Genomic DNA, 15,482 nt, shown 5'->3' on the forward strand with positions numbered 1-15,482 from the left:
CGCTTCTCACAAATTTTTCAATTAGAGGTAGTTAGTCATGGCAAAAGCTAAATTTGAGCGCACCAAGCCGCACGTGAACGTCGGCACCATCGGTCACGTCGACCATGGCAAGACCACGTTGACAGCCGCGCTGACCAAGATCGGTGCTGAGCGTTTCGGTGGCGAGTTCAAGGCGTATGACGCGATCGACGCGGCGCCGGAAGAGAAGGCGCGCGGCATCACGATTTCGACCGCACACGTCGAATACGAATCCCCGACCCGTCACTACGCGCATGTCGATTGCCCCGGCCACGCCGACTACGTCAAGAACATGATCACCGGTGCGGCGCAGATGGACGGCGCGATCCTGGTGTGTTCGGCCGCCGACGGCCCGATGCCGCAGACCCGCGAGCACATCCTGCTCTCGCGTCAGGTCGGTGTGCCGCACATCGTCGTGTTCCTGAACAAGGCTGACATGGTCGACGACGCCGAGCTGCTCGAGCTGGTCGAGATGGAAGTGCGCGAGCTGCTCAGCAAGTACGACTTCCCGGGCGATGACACGCCGATCATCCACGGTTCGGCGCGTCTGGCGCTGGACGGTGACCAGAGCGACATCGGCGTGCCGGCGATCCTGAAGCTGGTCGAGGCGCTGGATTCGTTCATTCCGGAGCCGACCCGCGACGTCGACCGCCCGTTCCTGATGCCGGTCGAAGACGTGTTCTCGATCTCCGGCCGCGGTACCGTGGTGACCGGTCGTATCGAGCGCGGCATCATCAAGGTTGGCGACGAAATCGAAATCGTCGGTATCCGTGATACCCAGAAGACCACCGTCACCGGCGTGGAAATGTTCCGCAAGCTGCTGGACCAGGGTCAGGCAGGCGACAACGCCGGTCTGCTGCTGCGCGGCACCAAGCGTGACGACGTCGAGCGTGGCCAGGTGCTGTGCAAGCCGGGTTCGATCAAGCCGCATACCGAGTTCGAAGCCGAAGTCTACGTGCTGTCGAAGGACGAGGGTGGCCGTCATACCCCGTTCTTCAAGGGCTACCGTCCGCAGTTCTACTTCCGCACCACCGACATCACTGGCGCCTGCCAGCTGCCGGAAGGCGTGGAGATGGTGATGCCGGGCGACAACGTGAAGATGGTCGTGACCCTGATCAACCCGGTCGCGATGGACGAAGGTCTGCGCTTCGCCATCCGTGAAGGCGGTCGTACCGTCGGCGCCGGCGTGGTTGCCAAGATCGTCAAGTAAGTCCTGCAATCCGGCGGCTTCGGTCGCTGGATCCGCACGAACAAGGGTCGGCGCAAGCCGGCCCTTTTTCGTGGGCCGCGTCGGAGGTGCGTGCGCGGCCGGCGTCTTTATCGGGTAGGGCGCTTGCGCATGTAAAAGTGCCTCGCTATAATGCGCGGCTCGGTGTCCCTGGGTAGGGCGCTGAGTTACAGCGAAAAGAACGGCAGGATGCCGCTCGTGTTCGCCAGACCGGGAAGGTCGCGTTGCATGGAGCACTCAACAACTCACCTGTTGTTGACCGTGCTCTTGTTGCGCATTATACTTTTCCGTCTGGGCAGGCCGGTTTACCGGTCTGCCTCAGTTTTTGGGCGGAGGAAATGCCCTCGTCAGCAGGATGCATGGCGATTTCATCTACGTCAGGAATATCGGGGCAGGTATCCCAGAGGCCTTGCCCGTCGCTCTTTTAACGAAGGAAGCTTCCGTCATGTCGGAACAAAAGATCCGGATTCGGTTGAAGGCGTTCGATCATCGTTTGATCGACCGTTCGGCCAGCGAGATCGTCGAAACGGCTAAGCGGACCGGCGCGCAAGTGCGTGGCCCGATCCCGTTGCCGACCAAGATCGAACGTTACACCATCCTCGTATCCCCGCATGCCGACAAGGATGCGCGTGACCAGTACGAAACCCGCACGCACAAGCGTGTGCTCGATATCGTCGACCCGAACGACAAGACCGTGGACGCGCTGATGAAGCTCGAACTCGCGGCTGGCGTCGACGTTCAGATCAAGTTGACCTGAGGACTACGACCATGACGAAGAAATATTCGTTGGGCTTCGTAGGCCGCAAGGCTGGTATGAGCCGCGTCTTCACCGAAGACGGCCGCTCGGTACCGGTCACGCTGATCGAAGCAACTCCAAACCGCATCGCGCAGATCAAGACCGTCGAAGCTGACGGCTACAGCGCCGTGCAGATTACCGTTGGTGCGCGTCGTGCCGCGCTGGTCAACAAGCCGGCTGCTGGCCACTTCGCCAAGGCGAAGGTGGAAGCGGGTCGCGGCCTGTGGGAATTCCGCGTTGAAGATGCCCAGCTCGGCGATTTCGCCGTCGGCGGCGAAATCAAGGCGGACATCTTCGAGGTCGGCCAGAAGGTCGACGTCCAGGGCGTCACCAAGGGTAAGGGTTTCCAGGGCACCATCAAGCGCTACAACTTCCGTATGGGCGATGCAACTCACGGTAACTCGCTGTCGCATCGCGCGCCGGGTTCGTTGGGTCAGCGCCAGACCCCGGGTCGCGTTTTCCCGGGCAAGAAGATGTCGGGCCACATGGGCGCCGTGCAGCAAAGCACGCAGAACCTGGAAGTGGTCAAGGTCGACGTCGAGCGTGGTCTGATTGCTATCCGCGGCGCCGTGCCTGGCGCAGCTGGTGGCGACGTGATCGTCCGTCCGGCGAGCAAGGCATAAGGAGAGATGACGATGGAACTCGTTATCACGGGTAGCAACAACAAGGTCTCGGTCTCCGATGCCGTGTTCGGTCGCGAATTCAGCGAAGATCTGGTTCACCAGGTCGTCGTCGCTTATCGCAATGCCGGTCGCGCTGGTACCAAGGCACAGAAGACGCGTTCGGAAGTTGCGGGCACGACCAAGAAGTCGAAGAAGCAGAAGGGCGGCGGTGCGCGTCATGGCGCGCTGACGGCTCCGATCTTCGTCGGCGGCGGCGTGACCTTCGCGGCCAAGCCGCGCAGCTTCGAACAGAAAGTCAACCGCAAGATGTACCGTGCGGCCATCTGCGCGATCTTCTCTGAGCTTAATCGCCAGGGTCGCCTGATGATCGTCGATGCGTTCGACGTCGAAACCACCAAGACCCAGGGTCTGATCGAGAAGCTGAAGGGACTGGATGTGGGCAAGCGCCCGCTGATCGTCACCGAGGAAGCCTCCGAGCACCTGTATCTGTCCGCCCGCAATCTGCCGTATGTGCAGGTGCGTGATGTGCAGGGTCTGGATCCGGTCGCTCTGGTCGGGGCCGATACGGTCGTGATCACCGCCGATGCGGTCAAGAAGGTCGAGGAGTGGCTGGCATGAGCAGCAACGAAAAAATCTTCAGCGTGCTGCGTGCTCCGCGAGTCTCCGAAAAGACCGCGCGCCTGCAGGAAATCTCCAACCAGTATGTCTTCGAAGTTTCGAACGAAGCCACCAAGGCCGATGTAAAGGCCGCGGTTGAGCAGCTGTTCGACGTCAAGGTCAAAGCGGTCAACGTGGTCAACGTCAAGGGCAAGAGCAAGTCCTTCCGTAACCGTGCTGGCAGCCGTGGCAATTGGCGCAAGGCGTACGTCCGCCTGGTTGATGGTCAGTCCATCGACGTAACGGCCAAGGCCTGAGGTCCATCCCATGCCATTGATGAAGTTCAAACCCACCTCTCCCGGCCGTCGTTCCGCCGTGCGCGTGGTTACTCCCGATCTGCACAAGGGCGCACCGCACGCGGCGCTGCTCGATTCGCAGAGCAAGTCCGGTGGTCGTAACCACCATGGCCGCATCACCGTGCGTCACGTCGGTGGTGGTCATAAGCAGCACTACCGCATCATCGACTTCAAGCGCAACAAGGAAGGTATTCCGGCGCGTGTGGAGCGGATCGAATACGATCCGAACCGTACCGCTCATATCGCCCTGCTGTGCTATGTCGATGGCGAGCGTCGCTACATCATCGCCCCCAAGGGCTTGAAGGCTGGCGATCAGGTCATTGCCGGTGCCAACGCACCGATCAAGACCGGCAACACGCTGCCGCTGCGCAACATCCCGGTCGGTACGACGGTCCACGGTATCGAGCTGAAGCCGGGTAAGGGCGCTCAGATCGCACGTGCTGCCGGTGCAGCCGTCCAGCTGGTCGCTCGCGAAGGCATCTATGCCACGCTGCGTCTGCGCTCGGGCGAAATGCGCAAGGTGCCGGTCGAGTGCCGCGCCACCATCGGCGAAGTCGGCAACGACGAGCACAACCTCGAGAAGCTGGGCAAGGCTGGCGCCAAGCGCTGGCGCGGTGTTCGCCCGACCGTTCGCGGTGCGGCCATGAACCCGGTCGATCACCCGCACGGTGGTGGTGAGGCCAAGGCTGGCCAGGGTAATCCGCATCCGGTCACCCCGTGGGGTGTTCCGACCAAGGGTTACAAGACGCGCAAGAACAAGCGCACCCAGCAATTCATCGTCCGCGATCGTAGGGGCTAATCGACCATGGCACGTTCACTCAAGAAGGGCCCGTTCGTCGATCACCACCTTGCAAAGAAGGTGGAGTCCGCTGCGGGTAGCAAGAAGCCGATCAAGACCTGGTCGCGCCGTTCGATGATCCTGCCGGAAATGGTAGGCATCACCATCGCCGTGCATAACGGCAAGAACCACATTCCGGTGCTCGTCAACGAGAATATGGTCGGCCACAAGCTCGGCGAATTTGCCGTCACCCGGACCTTCAAGGGTCACGGTGGCGACAAGAAGTCGAGCAGGTAAGGGAGAGATGACGATGGAAGCGAAAGCAATCCTGCGCACCGCGCGCATCTCCCCGCAGAAGGCCCGCCTGGTCGCTGACCAGGTGCGTGGTTTGTCCGCCGAACGTGCGGTCAATCTGCTGAAGTTCTCGGATAAAAAGGCTGCGCACCTGATCAAGAAGGTTGTGGAGTCGGCGATTGCCAATGCCGAGAACAATCAGGGCGCGGATGTCGACGAGCTGAAGGTCAAGACCATCATGGTTGATGAAGGTCCGTCCCTGAAGCGTTTCATGGCGCGGGCGAAAGGCCGCGGTACCCGCATCCTCAAGCGCACCAGTCACATCACTGTGATTGTCGGCGCCGCCAAGTAAGCGGAAAGGAAAAGACCATGGGTCATAAAGTTCATCCGACTGGAATTCGCCTTGGCATCGCCAAGGACTGGAATTCCAAGTGGTACGCAAACAAGGCCGACTTCGCTGCCTATCTGGCAGCCGACCTGAAAGTGCGTGAAATGCTGCGCAAGAAGCTCGCGCAGGCAGGTATCAGCAAGATCTTGATCGAGCGCCCTGCCAAAACCGCCCGCGTGACCATTCACACCGCCCGTCCGGGCGTGGTGATCGGCAAGCGTGGCGAGGACATCGAAAAGCTGCGCAAGGAAGTGAGCGCGATGATGGGTGTTCCTGCCCACATCAACGTCACCGAAGTGCGCAAGCCGGAGCTGGATGCGCAGCTGGTCGCCGAGTCGATCGCGCAGCAGCTTGAGCGTCGCATCATGTTCCGCCGTGCAATGAAGCGCTCGGTCGGCAACGCGATGCGCCTGGGTGCCCTGGGCATCAAGGTCAACGTGGCTGGCCGCCTCAACGGTGCAGAAATCGCCCGTTCGGAGTGGTACCGCGAAGGCCGCGTGCCGCTGCACACGCTACGTGCCGACATTGATTATGGTTTTGCCGAGGCGTCCACGACGTACGGCATCATCGGCATCAAGGTCTGGATCTATAAGGGTGAGGTCTTCGACTTCTCCCAGGTTGGCCAGGAGAAGCAGGACGACAGCCCGCGCAACGATCGTAACGATCGCGGCGACCGTGGTGACCGTCCTTCGCGCCCGGCTCGTGAAGCGAGGTAACGGCAATGTTGCAACCCAAGCGAACCAAATACCGCAAGATGCACAAGGGCCGTAACGACGGCCTGGCATGGAGCGGAAACGCCGTCAGCTTCGGCGAGTACGGCCTTAAGGCAACCGCGCACGGTCAGCTGACCGCGCGTCAGATTGAAGCAGCACGTCGTACGATCAGCCGCCACGTCAAAAAGGGCGGCAAGATGTGGATCCGTGTGTTCCCCGACAAGCCGATCACCAAGAAGCCGATCGAAGTCCGCATGGGCTCCGGTAAGGGCAACGTGGAGTACTGGGTCGCGCAGATTCAGCCGGGCCGCATGATCTATGAAATCGAGGGGATTCCCGAAGATATCGCACGTGAGGCGTTCCGCCTTGCCGCCGCGAAATTGTCGGTGACCACCACTTTCGTGACCCGGACGGTGCGCTGATGGATATCAAACAACTCCGCGAGAAGTCGGCTGACGAACTGAAGGCCCACCTGACCGATCTGCGTAAGGAGCAGTTCTCGCTCCGTATGCAGCAGGTCACCGGCCAGCTGCCGAAGACCCACGATACCCGCCGGGTGCGCCGCGAGATTGCTCGCGTCAAGTACCTGCTCGGCAGCACCAAGTAAGGACGGCCGCGATGAGCGACAACAACGAAAAGCAAACGCTGCGCACGGTCGAAGGCCGTGTCGTCAGCAACAAGATGGACAAGACGGTCACCGTGTTGGTGGAGCGCCAGGTCAAGCACCCGTTGTACGGTAAGTACATCAAGCGCTCGTCCAAGCTCCACGCACACGACGCCGACAATGCCTGCAACGAAGGCGACGTCGTGCGTGTGACCGAGATTGCTCCAATGTCCAAGACCAAGAACTGGCGGGTGGTCGAAATCGTCACCCGTTCGGCCGAATAAGGGAGATCTGAATCATGATCCAGATGCAGAGCTACCTCGATGTCGCCGACAATTCGGGTGCCAAGGAAGTGATGTGCATCAAGGTGCTGGGCGGCTCCAAGCGCCGCTACGCACACATTGGCGACATCATCAAGGTGACCGTCAAGGACGCCATTCCGCGTGGCAAGGTCAAGAAGGGCGAAGTCTACGACGCCGTCGTGGTGCGTACCCGCAAGGGTGTGCGCCGTCCCGACGGTTCGCTGATCCGCTTCGATGGCAACGCCGCTGTGCTGTTGAACAATAAGCAGGAGCCGATCGGGACCCGCATCTTCGGGCCGGTGACGCGCGAGCTGCGTTCCGAGAAGTTCATGAAGATCGTCTCGCTCGCTCCCGAAGTGCTGTGAGCGGAGGACATATACATGGCTAACCGTATCAAGAAGGGCGACCAGGTCGTCATCAACACCGGCAAGGACAAGGGTAAGCAGGGTGAAGTTGTGCGTGTGGACGGCGATCGCGTGATCGTCTCCAATGCCAACGTCATCAAGCGCCACACCAAGCCGAACCCGCAGGCGGGTGTCGCCGGCGGCGTGGTCGAGCGTGAAGCGTCGATCCATATCTCCAACGTCAATATCGTCAACCCGGCAACGGGCAAGGGCGAGCGCGTTGGCTTCAAGGTGCTGGAGGATGGACGCAAATTGCGTGTGTTCCGCTCCAGCGGTGAGGCGCTCGACGCCTGAGGAATGCGATCATGAACACTCGTCTCGAAAAGTTTTACAAGGAAAACGTGGTGCCGGCCCTGATGAAGGAATTCGGCTACACCAATCCGATGGAAGTGCCGAAGCTGGTCAAGGTCACGCTCAACATGGGCGTGGGCGAGGCGGCTACCAACAAGAAGATTCTGGAAAATGCGGTCGCCGACATGTCCAAGATCTCCGGCCAGAAGCCGGTGGTCACCAAGTCGCGCGTCTCGGTCGCATCGTTCAAGATTCGTGACGGTTGGCCGATCGGCTGCAAGACCACCTTGCGTCGCGCCAAGATGTACGAGTTTCTGGATCGTCTGATCAACATCTCGCTGCCGCGCGTGCGCGACTTCCGTGGTGTTTCCGGTCGCTCCTTTGACGGTCGTGGCAACTTCAACATGGGTGTGAAGGAACAGATCATCTTCCCGGAAATCGACTTCGACGCCGTCGACGCGATTCGCGGTATGGATATCGCCATCACCACCACCGCCAAGACGGATGCGGAAGCGAAGGCGCTGCTGGCAGCGTTCAAGTTCCCGTTCCGTAACTGACCGTCGAGGACATCCGAAATGGCAAAGACCTCCATGATCCACCGCGACATCAAGCGTGCAAAGCTGGCGAAGAAATTCGCCGGCAAGCGTGATGCGCTGAAGAAGATCCTCTCCAGTCAGGATGCGTCCTACGAAGAGAAGATCGATGCGTCGACCAAGCTGCAGAAGCTGCCGCGCGATTCGTCGCCGAGCCGCCACCGCAACCGTTGCGAGCTGTCCGGCCGTCCGCGCGGTGTCTACCGCAAGTTCGGTTTGGGTCGCAACATGCTGCGTAAGGCCACGATGAACGGTGACGTTCCGGGCCTGCGCAAGGCAAGCTGGTAACAGCATTGCCGGCCGTTTGCGGCCGGCTTGAACAGGATCGTTCTGTTCAACAGGGGAGTCCGACGCAAGTCGGGCTCTTTTGTCGTATACTTCCGCTTCTGTCTTGCCCGCATGGGCGCGGCATGGCGTAAAGGGTCCTGGCCCATCCCCAGGAAAACACAAGATTTTCGCGAAAGCGGATATCGGTGCACTCAAAGGTACTCATATGAGCATGACTGATCCCATCGCCGACCTGCTGGTACGCATCAAGAATGCGGCCGCGGTTGGTAAGCAGACGGTGAAATTGCCGTCGTCCAAGATCAAGGTTGCGATCGCCCAGGTCCTGAAGGACGAGGGTTACATCACCGACCTGCGCGTGACAGCGACCGAGAACAACAAGTCGGAGCTGGAAATCGTGCTGAAGTATTTCGAAGGCCGTCCGGTCATCGAGACCCTGAAGCGTTTCTCGCGCTCGGGTCTGCGCCAGTACCGCGGCAAGACCGAGCTGCCCAAGGTCCTGGGTGGCCTGGGTATCGCTATCATCTCCACGTCGAAGGGCATCATGACCGATGCGCAGGCTCGCGAAGCCGGCGTTGGTGGTGAAGTCCTGTGCTTCGTGGCCTAAGGGAAGGAATCGATCATGTCCCGTGTAGCCAAGAAGCCTGTTTCCCTTCCGAAGGGTGTTGAACTCAACGTCCAGCCCGAGCTGGTCAGCGTCAAGGGCCCGAAGGGCACCCTGACCCTGCCGAAGCCGACTGGCGTCGAAATCGCCATCGACGGCGACGTTGCCACGCTGTCGGCCAATGACCCGTCGCAGATCGCCATCACCGGTACCGTGCGCGCCATCCTGGCCAACATGGTCAAGGGTGTGTCCGAAGGCTTCGAGCGCAAGCTCGAGCTGGTCGGCGTCGGTTACCGCGCCGCCATGCAGGGCAAGGATCTGAGCCTGGCGCTCGGTTTCTCGCATCCGCTGGTGTTCGTGGCGCCGGAAGGCATCACGCTGTCGACCCCGACCCAGACCGAGATCGTGGTCCAGGGCGCCGACAAGCAGCGCGTCGGCGAAGTCGCCGCCAAGATTCGCGGTTTCCGTCCGCCGGAGCCCTACAAGGGCAAGGGTGTGAAGTACGCCGGTGAAGTCATCATTCGCAAGGAAGCCAAGAAGGCGTAACGCAGGTCCCTCTGCTAGGAGCCCGGCCATCCATGGCCGGACTTTTCGATGCAAAAGCCTGCTTCCTTCAGCTTCCGTAGGATAAATATCATGAGCATCAACAAGAACATCGCCCGTCTGCGTCGCGCCAAGTCCACCCGTTCGCACATCCGTGAGCTGGGCGTCGCTCGCCTGTCGGTGCTGCGCACCGGCCAGCATCTGTATGCGCAGGTCTTCACCGCCGACGGTTCCAAGGTGATCGCCGCGGCGAACACCCTGCAGGCCGACGTCAAGGAAGGCCTGAAGAACGGCAAGAACAGCGATGCGGCCGTCAAGGTCGGCAAGCTGATCGCCGAGCGTGCCAAGGCTGCGGGCATCGAGAAGGTCGCGTTCGACCGCTCGGGCTACCGCTACCATGGCCGTATCAAGGCGCTGGCCGATGCAGCTCGCGAAGGCGGCCTGCAGTTCTAAGCACTGCTGCGGACGTGGCCACCGGTCACGTCCGCGATACCGCCGGCAGGGAGATGCCGGACCGTCCCGTACTTTTGCAACGGAGCCGGGAACACCGCGTGACTTCACAACCATAAGCGGCTTCGAGCCGTACATACTCAATCAATCAAGGAATCAAGATGGCAGAAGAACGTGCACCGCGGGGTCGTGATCGCGACCGTAACCGCGAAGAGAAAGTCGACGATGGCATGATCGAAAAGCTGGTCGCGGTCAATCGCGTCAGCAAGACAGTCAAGGGCGGTCGCCAGTTCACCTTCACCGCGCTGACCGTGGTCGGCGATGGTCTGGGCAAGGTCGGTTTCGGGTATGGCAAGGCGCGCGAAGTGCCGGTCGCCATTCAGAAGTCGATGGAACAGGCGCGCAAGAACCTGGCCACCGTCGATCTGAACAACGGTACCTTGTGGCATGCCGTCAAGTCCGGCCATGGCGCAGCACGCGTCTACATGCAGCCGGCCTCGGAAGGTACGGGCGTCATCGCCGGCGGCGCCATGCGCGCTGTGCTGGAAGCGGTTGGCGTCAAGAACGTGCTGGCCAAGGCGGTTGGTTCGCGTAACCCGATCAACCTGGTCCGTGCAACCCTGAAGGGTCTGTCGGAAGTGCAGTCGCCGGCGCGTGTTGCGGCCAAGCGCGGCAAGAAGGTGGAGGAGCTCAACCATGGCTAAGGACACCAACAAGACCGTGACGGTGCGCCTGGTGCGTGGCCTGCGTGGAACCCAGTCGCGTCACCGCCTGTCGGTGCGTGCGTTGGGCCTGAATAAGCTCAACGATGTGCGTGAACTGAAGGACAGCCCGCAGGTTCGCGGCCTGATCAACACCGTTCACTACCTCGTCAAGGTTGAGGACTAATCCCATGACTTTGCATCTCAATGACCTCAAGCCCGCCGCCGGCGCCCGCACCGAGCGCACCCGCGTCGGCCGTGGCATCGGCTCCGGCCTTGGCAAGACCTGTGGCCGCGGCCACAAGGGTTCGTTCGCGCGCAAGGGCGGCGGCAAGATCAAGGCCGGCTTCGAAGGCGGCCAGACCCCGATGCAGCGTCGTCTGCCGAAGATCGGTTTCCGTTCGAAGATGGCGCGTGACAGTGCCGAAGTGTTGTCCTACCAGCTGGACAAGCTGGAAGCCGGTGAGATCGACTTTGCAGCGCTGCGTGCGGCCAATCTGGTCCCGAGCCGCGCCAAGAAAGCGAAGATCGTGCTGAAGGGCGAGCTGAGCAAGAAGTTCGTGCTGAAGGGCGTGGCCGCAAGTGCAGGCGCCAAGGCAGCAATCGAAGCTGCCGGCGGCAGCGTAGAGGAGTAATCGGCAGATGGCGCAGGCTGGCATTGGTAACCTCGGTGGCGGGCTCGGCAAGTTCACGGAACTTCGCCAGCGGCTGCTGTTCGTCCTCGGGGCATTGATCGTCTATCGCATCGGCTGCTATGTGCCGGTGCCGGGCGTGAATCCCGATGCCATGCTTTCGTTGATGCAGGCGCAGGGCGGCGGCATCGTGGACATGTTCAACATGTTCTCGGGCGGCGCCCTGCACCGTTTCAGTATTTTTGCGTTGAACGTGATGCCGTACATCTCGGCATCGATCGTGATCCAGTTGGCCACGCACATCTTTCCCGCCCTCAAGGCGATGCAGAAGGAAGGCGAATCCGGCCGACGCAAGATCACCCAGTATTCGCGCATCGGTGCGGTGCTTCTGGCAGTGGTGCAGGGCGGTAGTATCGCGCTGGCACTGCAGAATCAGACCGCGCCCGGTGGCGCTCCGGTGGTGTATGCGCCGGGCATGGGCTTCGTGCTCACCGCAGTGATCGCGCTGACCGCCGGCACCATCTTCCTGATGTGGGTGGGCGAGCAGGTCACCGAGCGTGGCATCGGCAACGGCGTGTCGCTGATCATCTTCGCCGGCATCGTGGCGGGTCTTCCGTCGGCGGCGATCCAGACCGTCGAGGCCTTCCGCGAAGGCAATCTGAGCTTCATTTCACTGCTGCTGATCGTCATCACCATTCTGGCCTTCACGCTGTTTGTGGTGTTCGTCGAACGCGGGCAGCGACGTATCACGGTCAACTACGCGCGCCGCCAGGGCGGTCGCAATGCGTACATGAACCAGACCTCGTTCCTGCCGCTGAAGCTCAATATGGCAGGCGTGATTCCGCCGATCTTCGCCTCCAGCATCCTCGCCTTCCCGGCGACGCTGTCGATGTGGTCCGGTCAGGCGGCGTCCGGCAGTGGCGTGGGCTCCTGGCTGCAGAAGATCGCCAATGCGCTCGGGCCGGGCGAGCCGGTGCACATGCTGGTGTTTGCGGCACTGATCATCGGCTTTGCGTTCTTCTACACCGCGCTGGTGTTCAACTCGCAGGAAACCGCCGACAACCTCAAGAAGTCGGGCGCGCTGATTCCGGGCATCCGCCCTGGCAAGGCGACGGCGGATTATGTGGACGGCGTGCTGACACGTCTGACCGCAGCGGGTTCGTTGTACCTGGTGATCGTCTGCCTGCTGCCGGAAATCATGCGCACGCAGCTGGGCACCTCGTTCCACTTCGGTGGTACGTCGTTGCTGATCGCCGTGGTGGTGGTGATGGACTTCATTGCGCAGATCCAGGCGCATCTGATGTCGCATCAGTACGAGAGCCTGCTGAAGAAGGCCAACCTCAAGGGTGGCTCGCGCGGCGGTCTGGCGCGCAGTTAAGTCTCGCGGGCGGTTAGGTGGTACACTAGATCTTCATTGCGTGAAGACGGCCTGGTTCCCGGGCCACGATCTTCCGATCAGAAGGGCGGCTCGCGCGACGTCTCGCGCGCGGGTGTGACGAGGTGGTCCTGTGCGGGAGTAGTACAGGCGATTCGGAGAAGTTTTCTGGATCAACATCGTCCGGCGCCGGAGCGAGGGCACACTCCCCACGCCGGGTCCATGGAACTTTTGGTTCCACGGGCTTCAAAGCAATCCGAGGCCTTGCTACAATTCCGAGTTCACTTTTGATCCATCCTGCCGGATGGCGCCTGGGCGCTGTCGGGCCATCACTCAGTTGGAGAATCGCGTCATGGCGCGTATTGCAGGCGTCAACCTGCCAGCCCAGAAGCACGTCTGGGTCGGGTTGCAAAGCATCTACGGCATCGGCCGTACCCGTTCGAAGAAGCTCTGCGAATCCGCAGGCGTTACCTCGACCACGAAGATTCGTGATCTGTCCGAACCCGAAATCGAGCGCCTGCGCGCCGAAGTCGGCAAGTATGTCGTCGAAGGCGACCTGCGCCGCGAAATCGGTATCGCGATCAAGCGACTGATGGACCTGGGCTGCTATCGCGGTCTGCGTCATCGCCGTGGTCTCCCGCTGCGTGGTCAGCGCACCCGTACCAACGCCCGCACCCGCAAGGGTCCGCGCAAGGCGATCAGGAAGTAAGGGATAGATCATGGCAAAGCCAGCAGAAAAGAAAACGAAGAAGAAGATCAAGCGCGTCATCACTGACGGCGTCGCCCACGTCCACGCTTCGTTCAACAACACCATCGTCACCATCACCGATCGCCAGGGCAATGCGCTGTCGTGGGCTACGTCCGGCGGCGCCGGCTTCCGTGGTTCGCGCAAGTCGACCCCGTTCGCTGCTCAGGTTGCCGCCGAAAAGGCTGGCCGCGCTGCGCTCGACTACGGCGTGAAGTCGCTGGAAGTACGTATCAAGGGTCCGGGTCCGGGCCGTGAGTCGGCCGTGCGTTCGTTGAACAACGTGGGCTACAAGATCACCAACATCATCGACGTGACGCCAATCCCGCACAACGGGTGCCGTCCGCCGAAGAAGCGTCGCGTCTAAAGGGAGCGATAAGAAATGGCTCGTTATATCGGTCCTACCTGTAAGCTCGCCCGCCGCGAAGGCGCCGATCTTTCCCTCAAGAGCCCGGCGCGTGCGCTGGACTCCAAGTGCAAGCTTGAGCAGAAGCCCGGCCAACACGGCGCGGCTCGCAAAGGCAAGCTCTCCGACTACGCTACCCAGCTGCGTGAAAAGCAGAAGGTCAAGCGCATCTACGGGTTGCTGGAGCGTCAGTTCCGCAACTACTACAAGAAGGCCTCGACCAAGAAGGGCAACACCGGCGAGAACCTGCTGCAGTTGCTGGAAACCCGTCTGGACAACGTCTGCTACCGCATGGGCTTTGCCGTCACCCGTCCGGCCGCGCGCCAGCTGGTGTCGCACCGTGGCGTGCTGGTCAATGGCAAGTCGGTGAATCTGGCGTCGTACCAGATCAAGGCTGGCGATGCGATCACGTTGTCGGAAAAGGCACAGAAGCAGCTCCGCGTGCAGGAAGCCCTGACCGTGGCTGAGCAGCACGACATGACGCCGTCGTGGGTCGAAGTCGATTCGAAGAAGTTCAGCGGCGTGTTCAAGGCCGTTCCGGATCGCGCTGACCTGCCTTCGGATATCAACGAAGCGCTGATCGTCGAGTTGTATTCGAAGTAATTCACATTGGAGAGCCTCCGGCACCGCCGGAGGTTCGCAGGAGACCCCGCAACATGACGGTTACCGCCAACCAGGTTCTGCGCCCCCGTGGTCCGCAGATCGAACGTCTTACCGACAATCGCGCAAAGGTCGTGATCGAGCCCTTGGAGCGCGGTTACGGGCACACGCTGGGCAATGCCCTGCGTCGTGTGCTGTTGTCGTCGATCCCGGGTTTTGCGATCACCGAGGTCGAGATCGACGGCGTGCTGCACGAGTACACCACGGTCGAAGGGCTGCAGGAAGACGTGCTTGACGTCCTGCTCAACCTGAAAGACGTGGCGATTCGTATGCATAGTGGCGACAGCGCGACGCTGTCGTTGTCCAAGCAGGGTCCGGGTACGGTCACTGCGGCCGACATCAGGACCGATCACAACGTCGAGATCATCAACGGCGACCACGTGATCTGCCACCTGACCAAGGACACGGCGCTGAACATGCGCCTGAAGATCGAGCGTGGTTTCGGCTATCAGCCGGCTGCTGCGCGTCGTCGTCCGGACGAAGAGACCCGCACCATCGGTCGTCTGATGCTGGATGCGTCGTTCTCGCCGGTGCGTCGCGTTGCCTATGCCGTGGAAGCTGCGCGCGTTGAACAGCGCACCGACCTCGACAAGCTGGTGATCGATATCGAGACCAACGGCACGATCGATGCTGAGGAAGCCGTGCGCACCGCCGCCGACATCCTCAGCGATCAGCTGTCGGTGTTCGGCGATTTCACCCACCGCGATCGCGGTGCGGCCAAGCCGGCTGCCAGCGGCGTGGATCCGGTGCTGCTGCGCCCGATCGACGACCTCGAGCTGACCGTGCGTTCGGCCAACTGCCTGAAGGCCGAGAGCATCTACTACATCGGCGATCTGATCCAGAAGACCGAAGTGGAACTGCTCAAGACCCCGAATCTTGGCAAGAAGTCGCTGACCGAAATCAAGGAAGTGCTGGCACAGCGCGGCCTTGCACTGGGCATGAAACTGGAGAACTGGCCGCCGGCCGGTGTCGCCCAGCACGGCATGCTTGGTTAATGCATCACCCGCATGGGCGTCTTCGGGCGCCCATGCTGTTTTTACATCGACGGGCCAAAGCCCGCGGTGACATCCGGTCGAAGGACGGCCGGCTCGGACCA

The 15,482-nt window shown here is 61.3% G+C and carries 27 protein-coding genes; all 27 read left to right on the forward strand.

All coding sequences use genetic code 11. The features are described from left to right. Positions 1-37: 37 nt before the first annotated feature. Entirely contained in the window at positions 38-1,228 is a 1,191-nt protein-coding gene (gene tuf / locus CPBF1521_RS05050) for an elongation factor Tu (protein ID WP_104582262.1), read from the forward strand. A gap of 463 nt (positions 1,229-1,691) precedes the next feature. Beyond that, entirely contained in the window at positions 1,692-2,003 is a 312-nt protein-coding gene (gene rpsJ, locus CPBF1521_RS05055; RefSeq protein WP_003486723.1) for a 30S ribosomal protein S10, read from the forward strand. An 11-nt stretch (positions 2,004-2,014) separates the two neighbouring features. Continuing rightward, a complete protein-coding gene (gene rplC, locus CPBF1521_RS05060; RefSeq protein ID WP_006450633.1) occupies positions 2,015-2,665 on the forward strand; it encodes a 50S ribosomal protein L3 in 651 nt (216 codons plus the stop codon). A gap of 12 nt (positions 2,666-2,677) precedes the next feature. Further along, entirely contained in the window at positions 2,678-3,283 is a 606-nt protein-coding gene (gene rplD, locus CPBF1521_RS05065; RefSeq protein ID WP_016900669.1) for a 50S ribosomal protein L4, read from the forward strand. Continuing rightward, the gene (gene rplW, locus CPBF1521_RS05070; protein ID WP_002811694.1) at positions 3,280-3,579 is read left to right on the forward strand and encodes a 50S ribosomal protein L23; all 300 of its coding nucleotides are present in this window, start codon (positions 3,280-3,282) and stop codon (positions 3,577-3,579) included. The genes rplD and rplW overlap by 4 nt, the downstream gene beginning before the upstream one ends. A 10-nt stretch (positions 3,580-3,589) precedes the next feature. Continuing rightward, positions 3,590-4,417, forward strand: a complete 828-nt coding sequence (rplB, locus tag CPBF1521_RS05075) for a 50S ribosomal protein L2 (RefSeq protein ID WP_003486715.1) — start codon at positions 3,590-3,592, stop codon at positions 4,415-4,417. 6 nt (positions 4,418-4,423) lie between these two features. After that, complete coding sequence (gene rpsS / locus CPBF1521_RS05080; protein WP_005993369.1) at positions 4,424-4,693, forward strand: 30S ribosomal protein S19; 270 nt, start codon at positions 4,424-4,426, stop codon at positions 4,691-4,693. 13 nt (positions 4,694-4,706) lie between these two features. Then, positions 4,707-5,042 (forward strand): 50S ribosomal protein L22, encoded by a 336-nt coding sequence (gene rplV, locus CPBF1521_RS05085; RefSeq protein WP_002811686.1) that lies wholly within the window; start codon positions 4,707-4,709, stop codon positions 5,040-5,042. Positions 5,043-5,059: 17 nt separating this feature from the next. Further along, complete coding sequence (rpsC, locus tag CPBF1521_RS05090; RefSeq protein ID WP_102252623.1) at positions 5,060-5,794, forward strand: 30S ribosomal protein S3; 735 nt, start codon at positions 5,060-5,062, stop codon at positions 5,792-5,794. A gap of 5 nt (positions 5,795-5,799) precedes the next feature. Next, positions 5,800-6,213, forward strand: a complete 414-nt coding sequence (gene rplP / locus CPBF1521_RS05095) for a 50S ribosomal protein L16 (RefSeq protein ID WP_011036127.1) — start codon at positions 5,800-5,802, stop codon at positions 6,211-6,213. Further along, positions 6,213-6,398 (forward strand): 50S ribosomal protein L29, encoded by a 186-nt coding sequence (gene rpmC / locus CPBF1521_RS05100; RefSeq protein WP_006450638.1) that lies wholly within the window; start codon positions 6,213-6,215, stop codon positions 6,396-6,398. The genes rplP and rpmC overlap by 1 nt, the downstream gene beginning before the upstream one ends. A gap of 11 nt (positions 6,399-6,409) precedes the next feature. Next, the gene (gene rpsQ / locus CPBF1521_RS05105) at positions 6,410-6,679 is read left to right on the forward strand and encodes a 30S ribosomal protein S17 (RefSeq protein WP_102252624.1); all 270 of its coding nucleotides are present in this window, start codon (positions 6,410-6,412) and stop codon (positions 6,677-6,679) included. A 14-nt stretch (positions 6,680-6,693) separates the two neighbouring features. Continuing rightward, positions 6,694-7,062: a 50S ribosomal protein L14 gene (gene rplN / locus CPBF1521_RS05110; RefSeq protein WP_003486699.1), complete on the forward strand. Its 369-nt coding sequence runs from the start codon at positions 6,694-6,696 to the stop codon at positions 7,060-7,062. Between the two features lie 15 nt (positions 7,063-7,077). After that, positions 7,078-7,395: a 50S ribosomal protein L24 gene (rplX, locus tag CPBF1521_RS05115; RefSeq protein WP_003486696.1), complete on the forward strand. Its 318-nt coding sequence runs from the start codon at positions 7,078-7,080 to the stop codon at positions 7,393-7,395. An 11-nt stretch (positions 7,396-7,406) separates the two neighbouring features. Beyond that, positions 7,407-7,949: a 50S ribosomal protein L5 gene (rplE, locus tag CPBF1521_RS05120; RefSeq protein WP_010371090.1), complete on the forward strand. Its 543-nt coding sequence runs from the start codon at positions 7,407-7,409 to the stop codon at positions 7,947-7,949. Positions 7,950-7,967: 18 nt separating this feature from the next. Beyond that, a complete protein-coding gene (gene rpsN, locus CPBF1521_RS05125; RefSeq protein WP_005917137.1) occupies positions 7,968-8,273 on the forward strand; it encodes a 30S ribosomal protein S14 in 306 nt (101 codons plus the stop codon). A 205-nt stretch (positions 8,274-8,478) separates the two neighbouring features. Next, positions 8,479-8,877: a 30S ribosomal protein S8 gene (rpsH, locus tag CPBF1521_RS05130; RefSeq protein ID WP_010371096.1), complete on the forward strand. Its 399-nt coding sequence runs from the start codon at positions 8,479-8,481 to the stop codon at positions 8,875-8,877. A 15-nt stretch (positions 8,878-8,892) separates the two neighbouring features. Further along, positions 8,893-9,420 carry a 50S ribosomal protein L6 gene (gene rplF / locus CPBF1521_RS05135; RefSeq protein WP_104608441.1) on the forward strand — a complete coding sequence of 176 codons (528 nt, stop codon included), beginning with the start codon at positions 8,893-8,895 and terminating at the stop codon, positions 9,418-9,420. A gap of 90 nt (positions 9,421-9,510) precedes the next feature. Continuing rightward, positions 9,511-9,870 carry a 50S ribosomal protein L18 gene (gene rplR / locus CPBF1521_RS05140; RefSeq protein ID WP_016900655.1) on the forward strand — a complete coding sequence of 120 codons (360 nt, stop codon included), beginning with the start codon at positions 9,511-9,513 and terminating at the stop codon, positions 9,868-9,870. Positions 9,871-10,028: 158 nt separating this feature from the next. After that, positions 10,029-10,571, forward strand: a complete 543-nt coding sequence (rpsE, locus tag CPBF1521_RS05145) for a 30S ribosomal protein S5 (protein ID WP_003486682.1) — start codon at positions 10,029-10,031, stop codon at positions 10,569-10,571. After that, positions 10,564-10,755, forward strand: a complete 192-nt coding sequence (gene rpmD / locus CPBF1521_RS05150) for a 50S ribosomal protein L30 (RefSeq protein WP_104582267.1) — start codon at positions 10,564-10,566, stop codon at positions 10,753-10,755. Before rpsE ends, rpmD begins: the two co-directional genes overlap by 8 nt. Before the next feature lie 4 nt (positions 10,756-10,759). Further along, positions 10,760-11,203, forward strand: coding sequence for a 50S ribosomal protein L15 (gene rplO, locus CPBF1521_RS05155; protein ID WP_115676248.1), 444 nt, complete (start codon positions 10,760-10,762; stop codon positions 11,201-11,203). 7 nt (positions 11,204-11,210) lie between these two features. Continuing rightward, positions 11,211-12,578, forward strand: a complete 1,368-nt coding sequence (gene secY, locus CPBF1521_RS05160) for a preprotein translocase subunit SecY (RefSeq protein WP_016900648.1) — start codon at positions 11,211-11,213, stop codon at positions 12,576-12,578. A 349-nt stretch (positions 12,579-12,927) separates the two neighbouring features. Then, positions 12,928-13,284, forward strand: a complete 357-nt coding sequence (rpsM, locus tag CPBF1521_RS05165) for a 30S ribosomal protein S13 (protein WP_003486672.1) — start codon at positions 12,928-12,930, stop codon at positions 13,282-13,284. A gap of 10 nt (positions 13,285-13,294) precedes the next feature. Then, positions 13,295-13,687 carry a 30S ribosomal protein S11 gene (rpsK, locus tag CPBF1521_RS05170; RefSeq protein ID WP_003486671.1) on the forward strand — a complete coding sequence of 131 codons (393 nt, stop codon included), beginning with the start codon at positions 13,295-13,297 and terminating at the stop codon, positions 13,685-13,687. Between the two features lie 15 nt (positions 13,688-13,702). Further along, on the forward strand, positions 13,703-14,329 hold the full coding sequence (gene rpsD / locus CPBF1521_RS05175) for a 30S ribosomal protein S4 (protein ID WP_002811641.1): 627 nt from the start codon (positions 13,703-13,705) through the stop codon (positions 14,327-14,329). A gap of 53 nt (positions 14,330-14,382) precedes the next feature. Further along, a complete protein-coding gene (locus tag CPBF1521_RS05180; RefSeq protein ID WP_002811635.1) occupies positions 14,383-15,381 on the forward strand; it encodes a DNA-directed RNA polymerase subunit alpha in 999 nt (332 codons plus the stop codon). The last annotated feature ends 101 nt before the right edge of the window (positions 15,382-15,482 follow it).

It is taken from the genome of Xanthomonas euroxanthea (genome assembly GCF_900476395.1).
Classification (GTDB): Bacteria; Pseudomonadota; Gammaproteobacteria; order Xanthomonadales; family Xanthomonadaceae; genus Xanthomonas; species Xanthomonas euroxanthea.